Raw genomic sequence first — 7,480 nt, 5'->3', positions numbered from 1 at the left:
GGCGAAACGGGAAATATGAAGAAAAACCAACCGACATTACTAACTGAAGGTTGTATCTAATCCTGGGGGCAGGTCAGGCCGAAATAGCTAAGTCATATATGTCAGCCCCTTAGGAAGGCAGTTTTGGCTCTGTCCAGAGCAGCCTTAAACTCTGGCTGAAATCATAGTCATATAGTGACCTGCGTTATTCCGGAATTTCGAAAATACAGAGACAATACCAGCATAAAGATGCAGCGTAACTGCAGGCCATGACGTTCGTACAGGCTTTACAAAGAAGTTAAACAGTGTCTAAGCCGAGTGGCTTGAATATTATCACCTGTGCTACCACTTCAAATGACAAGAAGATTCAATAAAAGAATCCAGTCTTTCCTGGTCAATTTCAGGAAAGTCTCGCTGAAAGCCATCACTGAAAACATGAAAATTATCATTATTCCTATTGATAAGTTTCAAACTCTTAACACTTACTTTATCGGCATTACATATATTTTAATGGATTTAATTACTTCGCTATCTTGTAAGTTTTTTAATTCAGGACTATTGTAAAGCTATGAGTGGGTCGTTTATAAGATCAGTGATGTTTTCCGGTTTTATCGTGAGCATTAAGGTTCTGGACAAGGATATGAACTTAGGCTATATGAACAATACTTTTGAAGTATCTGCTAAAAGAATGCCAACTTAAATTATTTAACTTAAATTTTCACTTCCCTTACTTACCTGAGACAAAACGGATGTATATATTATGAACCGAACTGAATGGTTGCTAAAATTTAGACGTTATCAGAGCTTAGAAACCCTGGAAAAAGTCTATGAACATCTCAGCTATAAAGATGATCTGGAAGATGAATTTGCCATGACACAGGCTTATGATCATCGTAAAGCCGAGTTTGCCGCCGGTAGGCTATTTGATCGGGTACCCAGACACGTCTGGCAATATGTTTTCTGAATTAATAACATCCAATATTCAACTTCACTTACATAAGTGAAATCCGGGCTGACTAGTTTCTGAAGATGACCCAAGCAAGTACTATGCATATAAATAATGTCAACCAGCACGTGGCTGCATACCCTGGAGGAAAATCAATCAGCATAGTCGCACAGCTCTCTATTAATAATTTAAATGATGAAAGATATATAAACCGAAGATTGATTCTGGTCTTCGCGTCATCATATATCCGGCCAGAATGACATAACATAATCGATTGCATTTACCCTCTTATTGGCTTACTCAATCTGAGATATAAGAGTCCGCAAAAGCCAGAATGTTCTTAATTTAGGTGATCTTTTCGAATTTATTACAGTTGGCAGGGTATATTTTAATCCCCCGCACATCATATCTACGATTTCACCTTCTGCACTGTTGACTGACGGGTAATGCTGGCTGGATGCGTTGCGCTGATAACGTATCTTTTCCCGATGCCGGTGCTGCCTCAAGTAAACCGGTGAAGGCACCCTGCATGAGGTGACTGATCCTGTACTGTGATGTCCATGTAAAGTCGCCAGAAGCTCCATGTTCATTCTGAACTCACGTCTTTCTCGTAGCGATGTCCGGTTTCCCCGAAAGACGGATCCTCACGCTCACCAGGAATTTTCGCAGGAAAACACATTATATAGCGCCACATTGGACACAGTAACTACTATATATAGTAAATTCAGGTAAGCCGTTTGCAGAGAAGGGATCCTGAGGAAATCATGCTAGTGTCCGCTTTTGGGTATATTTGAAGAAAGTCGGACATTTTTCACTTTTGCAGGATCTTCTTTTCGGGTATTTTTTTTGATGGCAAATTGCCCTCCGTCAGGTGAAAATTTTCCTCCAGCAGCGTTTTCCGGTCAGAAAATCACCGGAATTACCCCAGGCGTCGCTGTGTAAAATCTGGCGATATCAGACCCGTAAAAATTTTCAGAATTCACGCAGCGACGCCGTCAGTTTTGGGCGTGACTGTTGCAGAGGTAACCATGACCGCAGGACTGCCGGAACACCTGAACGCGGGCGCGCGCGTGCCCGCCATGAACCTGCCGCAGGCGATGCGCCTGCGGAGGATGGCGCTCCATGACGGGAGGCTGCCGCGCTACCTGCTGGCGCCGGAAGTCGCCGCGCTGCTTTCCTACATTCCCGACCTGCAGCGCGCGAGCCTCATTAACCTGATGTGGAACACCGGCGCGCGCATTAACGAGGCGCTCGCGCTGACCCCGGCAGATTTTGTGCTGGACGACGGCGGCCAGCCCTACGTGGTGCTGAAAACGCTCAAGCAGCGCACGCGCGGCCGCGGCCGCCCGCGTAAGGATGAAAATCAGGTGCCGGAAAGGATCGTGCCGCTGACGGACGGCCGTTTTCTGACCCAGCTACGCCAGCACATGGCCACTTTCAGGCCAAAGCGGCATGAGCCGCTGTGGCCGGTCACCGACAGGACGGTGAGGCGCTGGCTGAACGAAGCCGTGGCCGACGCCTCACGTGACGGCGTCACCTTTCCGCTGACGGTGTGTCCCAAGGCACTGCGCCATTCGTTCGCCATGCATCTTTTCTACAGTCATACACACAAAAAGGTCGTTCAGGCGCTGATGGGGCACAAGAAAGAAGAAACCACCGACATTTATATGCAGGTGTTTGCGCTGGACGTGGCGGCGGACAATCAGGTGCAGTTTACGTGGGAGGCGGGCGATGCCCGCACGATGCTGATCCAGGCGCAGCGAGGCACGCTGGCGCCGGGCACCTGACAGGGACTGCCCGGGGGGCAGGGAAACAAACCGGCACCCGGCAAACCACACAGCAGCCCTGCTGCAGAAGGTGATTTTCAGCATGTCTGCAGGTGAGCATGACAGCCTGCTTCCCGCGTTCTTCATTTGTCACGAGCCTGACGCCCCAGATAAAAAGACGTTTTGAGCTGTATGATGCCGCTGCTGTTGGCGTTCAGGTAAGGAGATGTTGCAAAGCCGTAGCTTAACGGGCGTGAGCGTTTCAATGACGATAAGTAAGGGCAGACCGGCCGCGCGCGGAGCTACCCGGAAAGCAGTACGTGAGCCGCAACTCCCGTATTTAACGATATCAGCCGAGAACAATGCGGGCGGCGTGAGTCAGTTGCGGGATCCCCGGGACGTAACGGGAACTGCATGAAAGAAAACCTGAAGAGAGATGTGGTGCGCATTCAGGGGTTGCTGAGTTCCTGAAATGCTTTAGCGTAGGCTGCAATATCCTTCAGCACCTCCGGATCCTTTGCTCTTGCGTGGGCATCCTTAGGGAAAATCGCCAGCAGGCTATAAACCTGGGGGAATTTAGCGTGCTGAGAATACACCAGAGCACGGTCGCTGGTACGGTTGTATGCGATCCGCGAGCTGGTTTTTTCCGGTCTGGTGAAAAGAAGGTGCACGTGATATACGCGAGAGGAGACAATGGCTGCCGGCGCGGTATAGGGCACGTCTTTTCCAAAAACATCCGGAAAGGTGCCGTGCCCCTTAAAAGCCAGAAAGTCTTCTAACAGGGTTACGCGAAGTGCCGGACGAAGATCAAACGTGGGCTGCAGGTAAGATGCACAGCTGTCACTGTTCCATGTGGCCTTAATCATAGCGTCTCAGTGATAGATAAAATCAGCAAAAACGTCTTCATCAATCAGGCCGGTGCGCGAAGCCGAAAACTCCACGGTCTGGAAACATTGATCGAGGATCATCAGCAAATCAGCTACCGCCAGACGGCACTCAGTTATCGCTCTGCTCAGACGCAGAATGTAAGGATGCGGGTTACCGGCGCTGCGGATAATCTGATTAACGTACCCCTCAAGTCCCCTGATGCTCAGATCGAGGTTTTGAAGGTTCTGATAACGATCCTCACCAAAGCTTTCGCGAATACTTTCAGCAATCATTCCGGATATGGCATGAGTCAGCCTGACTTGTCTGGCAGCAAGATCCGCCAGACTGCGCTCGACTTCATCCACCTGCGCAGCGACAACAGGGTCTGAGGAAAGGTTCTGGTTCTCATCAGCTCTGAAACGGCTGTATTTTGCCGCGGCCTTGAGCGCCCCACGCATGCGACGATAATTTTTACGGCGAAAGACCGTAGGGTGATGTTTCTGAGCATCATCAGAAGAAAATTGTGAAGCGTTTGAGGTCACCGTAGAGAGCACATGACTGATAACGCTCATCTCTTCCAGGCAGTTTTCAAATCGCATAAAACCTCTTGATAAATACTCCGTTTGCCTGAGTGTAAACCCATAATGTGAATGCCACAACCTGGCCCGGCTGCGTATTCTACAGCACCGCGTTGAAAAAATCAGCATTACTGCATGACCGGGGCTGACTCTCAGGCCGGATAATCTGATCGGATGAGCCGCCTGGCGAACATACCCTGTTCTGACGGCCCCACTTTCATCATGTTCGGCATTTCGTGCCGGAACTTTAGCTTGATTACGCAGACAAGAGCCTGAGCAGGCTGCTTAGGGAGCAAAATCACTGAACATTTCAAAATTATGACTGAACGAACTTTGTCGCACAGATTATTCTGCACAGGCTACCGGATAATCAGATGAGCATCTGGGAAGGGCCTGTAACAGGCTTTCAGGCATACCGTGCTGCTCTGTTTTGTCATGCCAGACTACGGCAGATTATGCGGGCCAGCGATAAGCGAGAGATAATGGTTATCTTCCAATCGTAATCGGTGACGCGTGTGGTTGCCAGAAGCCGGAGCAGGAAGCTGCGGCAATGGAGCGGATCAATAACTTCTTTGCGCCAGTTATTTCCGCTGATCATTTTGTCAAACTGATCAACTCCCTAGCACAAGCCTGATGCAGTAATTGTGTATGATTTACATTAAATTCATGCAGTTAAAATATTTTACTGCATGGATTGAATTTTATCGTCCAAAAAAAAGCACAAATTACGCATTTACAAATTTAAATATATAAATATAATCCATTTTTCATTTGAGGACGAATTTATGACAATTTCACCACTTTTTACCCCCCTTCAATTAGGCGGATTCGAGATACGCAATCGTATCGCGCTGCCTCCGCTGACGCGTTGTCGCAGCTCTCAGCCAGGCAACGTACCAAACGCCATGATGGCTGAGTATTACAGGCAGCGAGCTTCTGCCGGCTTCATAGTGACAGAGGGTACCCAGATTGAGCCTCGGGGGCAGGGGTATGCATGGACGCCGGGTATACATTCTCAGGAACAGGTACAGGGATGGAAAAAAATCACTGAAGCTGTGCACGATGAAGGAGGGATAATCTATTGTCAGCTCTGGCACGTAGGCCGCGTTTCACATACCGAACTTCAACCCGGGAAGGATTACCCTGTGGCCCCTTCAGCTATAGCAGCTGAGAATGTCAGGGTTTTCATTGAGACAGCACCGGGTGAAGGGATCCTTACAACCCCAAGTTGCCCGCGCGAACTTTCAAATAATGAAATAAAAGATATGGTTAGGCTGTACCGAAAGGCTGCGGAAAACGCTCTTGCAGCGGGGTTTGATGGAGTCGAGCTGCACTCAGCAAACGGCTATCTGATAAATCAGTTTATTTCCGAGCACACTAACTTTCGTACTGATGAATATGGCGGCTCTCTGGAAAACCGGCTGCGTTTTCTGCGTGAAGTTACTGAGGCCGTGAGTGAGGTCTTCGGTAGTAGTCGTGTGGGTGTAAGGTTTGCACCGTTATTTACCAGCACAAACGAGGAACGTGTTTACCTTGGGCTGGTTGAGAGTGATCCTAACGCAACCTATATTCGCGCAGCTCAAATTCTGAATGAAATGAGAATAGGTTATCTTTCAATAGCAGAAGCAGACTGGGATAATAGCCCAGAGATGCCTGAAAGCTTCCGTATAGCGCTGCGGGAAACATTCCAGGCACCAATTATGTACTCAGGACGTTATACAAAACAAAAAGCTGAGCGGATGCTGGCCAGTGGCTGGGGAGACCTTTTCGGTTTCGGAAGGACGTTTATCGCTAATCCTGATCTTCCTGAGCGACTGCTTTCAGGGCACGCGCTGAATGACGTTGATGGCACAACTCTGTATGGCGGAACAGATAAGGGTTATACTGACTATCCTGTCATTGGCTGATGAACTTTTAACACAGAATCTAGACTTCATGACTCCAGAAAATGCCATCAAAATTTTGTCTAACCCGCTAAGGGTTGCTGTATTGCAATGGCTCAAGCAGCCTGAAGTTGCCTTTGCAGACTATCAGCAACTTTACGATTTTAGTGAGTATGGTGTGTGTGCAAGTCTGATTCAAAAGAAGGCAGGTCTGTCACAGCCTGCCACATCTTTACTTCTTAAGTCATTAAGTGACGGCTCACTGGTAACCCCGGTAAAGATTGGCAAATGGACATATTACAAGAGTAATAATAAGAATATCAGGGAAATGAGTGCACAAGTAATAGAGTATGTTAATAACATTTGACACCAGATAAAACATACCACCAGTGGTTTACTTAAAAAACAGAACAGAATATTTCACCTAGGTAAATTTAAGGATATATCTTCTCCAGAATTTGCAAACAAATTACCAGCCTGGTCAAAAGTAATCCCGTAAGCATCAGAAATTCTCCTTAATGACCTTTGACAATAATTTTCTTTATACAAACAACCTATCGCATCAACAGAAACCTTAGAAATGGACTGTGCTTTAATTCTTTTTATTAGCGATATTTCATTAGGGCTTTTACCATCTGGAAAATTTATCATATCTATATTAAATCTAGGTTTAAAATGAGAAATGAGGGTCGCTTCTAATAGATCTATCTTTAAATTATTATCTAAATCACTGTCGCAAGAGAAAGTATAACTGAAAATAACAGGCTCATGATCTAATCTTCTGGTCAAAAGCAGATCCGCCAACTCTCTGATTTTATTATGTGCATTGAGCCGGTTTTCAAAAGTGGTCGCCTGACCGATATACTGAATTTCATAGCATAAAGATTCCAAAAATTCTCTATTGGGACTTTCATCCACTATTTCAATAAACTTGTTAAGATCGGGAACTAAATTCATAGCGACGGAGCTAATGCTCTTGTCAGAAAACTCAAAAACCATAGCATTAGCGAAATCTTCGGCAAGATAAACACCCTGTATTTCGCTTTTTGTTTTACCAGCCTCTCTGATTATAGTGTTTAATTCTTCAGAAAGAATCAACCGCGCTTTAGCCTTCGGAGCTTTTACATTATCAGGCATATCAGCCTGTAAAGTAAAACTGCATTCTAAATATCCATTACTATTGGTATGTTGATAAATATAATTTTTTTTTAAGGAACCATTGACCTCAGGTACAATCCTGATGCGAGGTCGTGAAGTTAGAAAATATATTCTATAATCATCCATATGTCCTACCATAACCCCTCTTGTTTCAATGGCGTTTACAGTCTTTTCCTCAACAGATATGAATGTTTGTTTAGACAAATCCCTCAACTTTCCTATCCAGCTAATTCCTTTAAAAGAAGTCATCAATGGATAATCTTCCAATCTATATTTCATTTCACTCATACTTAACCTCTATTA

General features: G+C 46.1%; 7 protein-coding genes. 4 read left to right on the top strand and 3 right to left on the bottom strand.

The window, feature by feature from the left end:
* Positions 1-739 precede the first annotated feature (739 nt).
* Positions 740-943 (top strand): Hha/YmoA family nucleoid-associated regulatory protein, encoded by a 204-nt coding sequence (locus JK231_RS25230; protein WP_211729908.1) that lies wholly within the window; start codon positions 740-742, stop codon positions 941-943.
* A gap of 1,010 nt (positions 944-1,953) precedes the next feature.
* Positions 1,954-2,712, top strand: a complete 759-nt coding sequence (locus JK231_RS25225) for a tyrosine-type recombinase/integrase (protein ID WP_211729907.1) — start codon at positions 1,954-1,956, stop codon at positions 2,710-2,712.
* Between the two features lie 428 nt (positions 2,713-3,140).
* Here the strand turns inward: JK231_RS25225 and JK231_RS25220 are convergent, their stop codons facing one another.
* Entirely contained in the window at positions 3,141-3,557 is a 417-nt protein-coding gene (locus tag JK231_RS25220; protein ID WP_211729906.1) for a type II toxin-antitoxin system YafO family toxin, read from the bottom strand.
* A 6-nt stretch (positions 3,558-3,563) separates the two neighbouring features.
* On the bottom strand, positions 3,564-4,265 hold the full coding sequence (locus JK231_RS25215; RefSeq protein ID WP_211729905.1) for a hypothetical protein: 702 nt from the start codon (positions 4,263-4,265) through the stop codon (positions 3,564-3,566).
* 656 nt (positions 4,266-4,921) lie between these two features.
* On the opposite strand from JK231_RS25215, the gene JK231_RS25205 reads away from it, so the two are divergent.
* Positions 4,922-6,043: an alkene reductase gene (locus tag JK231_RS25205; RefSeq protein WP_211729904.1), complete on the top strand. Its 1,122-nt coding sequence runs from the start codon at positions 4,922-4,924 to the stop codon at positions 6,041-6,043.
* Between the two features lie 28 nt (positions 6,044-6,071).
* Positions 6,072-6,386: a helix-turn-helix transcriptional regulator gene (locus JK231_RS25200; protein WP_211729903.1), complete on the top strand. Its 315-nt coding sequence runs from the start codon at positions 6,072-6,074 to the stop codon at positions 6,384-6,386.
* A gap of 53 nt (positions 6,387-6,439) precedes the next feature.
* Here JK231_RS25200 and JK231_RS25195 read toward each other — a convergent pair whose 3' ends face one another.
* Entirely contained in the window at positions 6,440-7,465 is a 1,026-nt protein-coding gene (locus JK231_RS25195) for a hypothetical protein (protein WP_211729902.1), read from the bottom strand.
* Between the last annotated feature and the right edge of the window lie 15 nt (positions 7,466-7,480).

Source organism: Pantoea sp. JGM49, from assembly GCF_018257655.1.
GTDB lineage: Bacteria > Pseudomonadota > Gammaproteobacteria > Enterobacterales > Enterobacteriaceae > Pantoea > Pantoea communis.
The sequence above is the reverse complement of the archived record's forward strand: the minus strand, read 5'-3'. Positions and strand labels throughout refer to the sequence as shown.

Coding starts and splice junctions, on each gene's coding strand:
- JK231_RS25200 (WP_211729903.1), top strand. CDS start 6,072: ATGACTCCAGAAAATGCCATCAAAATTTTGTCTAACCCGCTAAGGGTT.
- JK231_RS25215 (WP_211729905.1), bottom strand. CDS start 4,265: ATGCTGATTTTTTCAACGCGGTGCTGTAGAATACGCAGCCGGGCCAGG.
- JK231_RS25205 (WP_211729904.1), top strand. CDS start 4,922: ATGACAATTTCACCACTTTTTACCCCCCTTCAATTAGGCGGATTCGAG.
- JK231_RS25220 (WP_211729906.1), bottom strand. CDS start 3,557: ATGATTAAGGCCACATGGAACAGTGACAGCTGTGCATCTTACCTGCAG.
- JK231_RS25195 (WP_211729902.1), bottom strand. CDS start 7,465: ATGAGTGAAATGAAATATAGATTGGAAGATTATCCATTGATGACTTCT.
- JK231_RS25225 (WP_211729907.1), top strand. CDS start 1,954: ATGACCGCAGGACTGCCGGAACACCTGAACGCGGGCGCGCGCGTGCCC.
- JK231_RS25230 (WP_211729908.1), top strand. CDS start 740: ATGAACCGAACTGAATGGTTGCTAAAATTTAGACGTTATCAGAGCTTA.